Origin of the sequence: Amycolatopsis orientalis DSM 43388 (assembly GCF_000411975.1) — a bacterium.
Taxonomy (GTDB): domain Bacteria; phylum Actinomycetota; class Actinomycetes; order Mycobacteriales; family Pseudonocardiaceae; genus Amycolatopsis; species Amycolatopsis orientalis_D.
In genome coordinates, this window is the sequence record NZ_ASXG01000088.1 from 1 (window position 1) to 1,463 (window position 1,463).

Annotated in this window: 1 protein-coding gene; it reads left to right on the forward strand. The window is 67.1% G+C overall.

Features of this window, described 5'->3' with window-relative positions:
* The first annotated feature begins 235 nt into the window (after positions 1–235).
* A complete protein-coding gene (locus L942_RS17585) occupies positions 236–1,441 on the forward strand; it encodes an IS110 family transposase (protein ID WP_037361642.1) in 1,206 nt (401 codons plus the stop codon).
* Positions 1,442–1,463: the final 22 nt, after the last annotated feature.

Below are 1,463 nucleotides of genomic sequence, written 5' to 3' on the forward strand. Positions count from 1 at the left end.
CCCCCCGTTACCTTTTTCGTAGCTCCTGATCAAGGAGTTCGTGGTCGCCAGGCCCGGCATGACTGAGTCCCCCAGTCGCGTTCATGATCCGGGGGGTGGTGTCACCGGGTTTGGTGGCATCGAGGGACCGCTGATAGGGACACGGCCGCCCGCTGGGTAGGTCTCGTCGTAACGTGGCTGCCGGCCTTTGATGCTCGACTGGTGACCATGCACGACAAGACGGAAGATACCTTCGATGACCAGCGAATACGCCGTGTTCCTCGGCTTGGACGTCGGCAAGGGCGAGCATCACGCGGTCGGTCTGGATCCGGCCGGGAAACGGCTGCACGACGCTCCGCTGCCCAACAGTGAGCCGAAGTTGCGGGCGATGTTCGACAAACTCACTGTTCACGGCCCAGTCCTGGTCGTGGTGGACCAGCCCGCCACGATCGGCGCACTGCCCGTGGCGGTGGCCCGCGCCTGCGGGCACGAGGTGGCCTACCTGCCAGGGCTGGCGATGCGCCGCATCGCCGACCTCTACCCGGGCAACGCCAAAACCGACGCCCGCGACGCCTATGTCATCGCCGACGCCGCCCGCACCCTGCCCCACACCCTGCGCCGGCTCAACGTCGACGACGAAGCCCTGGCCGAGCTGGACGTGCTCGTCGGATTCGACGACGACCTCGCCGCCGAAGCGACCCGGGTCAGCAACCGCATCCGCGGCCTGCTCACCGGCATCCACCCCGCCCTCGAACGCGTCCTCGGCCCCAAAATCAGTCACTCTGCCGTGCTGGAAATCCTGTCCCGCTGCGGCGGCCCTATCGGGATCCGCAAGGCCGGTTGCCGCAAACTCGCGGCGATCGCCACCACCCACGCCCCACGCATGGGCACAAAACTGGTCGAGGACATCCTCGCCGCACTGGACGAGCAGACCGTCACCGTCGCGGGCACCGCCGCCGCGGACAAGATCCTGCCCAGACTCGCCGACAGCCTGAAAACCGTGCTGCAGCAACGGAAAACCGTCGCCGCCGAAGTCGAGGAGATACTCGATGCACACCCTCTTGCCCAGGTCCTGACATCGATGCCCGGCATCGGCGTCAGGACCGCCGCCCGCATCCTCCTCGAAATCGGCGACGCCTCCGGTTTCAAAACCTCCGGACACCTCGCCGCCTACGCCGGCATCGCCCCGGTCACCCACCGCTCCGGAACCTCGATCAAGGGCGAACACCCCGCCAGAACAGGCAACCGCAGACTCAAACGCGCCTTCTTCCTCGCCGCTTTCGCAGCCCTGTCCGACCCCACCAGCCGGACCTACTACGACCGGAAGAGAGCCGAGGGCAAGAAACACAACGCCGCGCTGATCTGCCTCGCCCGCCGCCGCTGCGACGTCCTGTTCGCCATGCTCCGCAGCCGCACCAACTACCGGCACCCCGAACCGACCAGTACCCCCGCTGCCGCTTGACAACAACATAGGGACACCCCCC